A 264-nucleotide genomic window follows, 5' to 3' on the forward strand; every position below is an offset into this window, starting at 1 on the left:
GTGTGACGGCGATTCGCGGATACCGGACGGTTGCCCGTCCGGCCCGCCAGCCCTTGACGGTCTTCTCGACCTAGAATCAGGCATCGGGCGGAGCGAGCCTCCGCCGCGACGTGCTGCTGGAGATCGACTGGCAGGGCGCGCGCCAGGTGCGCCAGCGTTTTCCCGGCGCGATCGGCATCTTCGTGCTGCCGCCGTCCATCGAGGAACTCGAAAGCCGCCTGAAGGCGCGTGGCCAGGATGCGCCGCAGGTGATCGCGCGCCGGC

1 pseudogene is annotated in these 264 nt (G+C 70.1%); it reads left to right on the forward strand.

Features of this window, described 5'->3' with window-relative positions:
• Positions 1-107: 107 nt before the first annotated feature.
• Positions 108-264: pseudogene (locus SB751_RS31635) on the forward strand (guanylate kinase); the annotation flags it as partial.

The sequence above is a fragment of the Cupriavidus sp. SIMBA_020 genome (genome assembly GCF_046535395.1).
Taxonomy (GTDB): domain Bacteria; phylum Pseudomonadota; class Gammaproteobacteria; order Burkholderiales; family Burkholderiaceae; genus Cupriavidus; species Cupriavidus campinensis.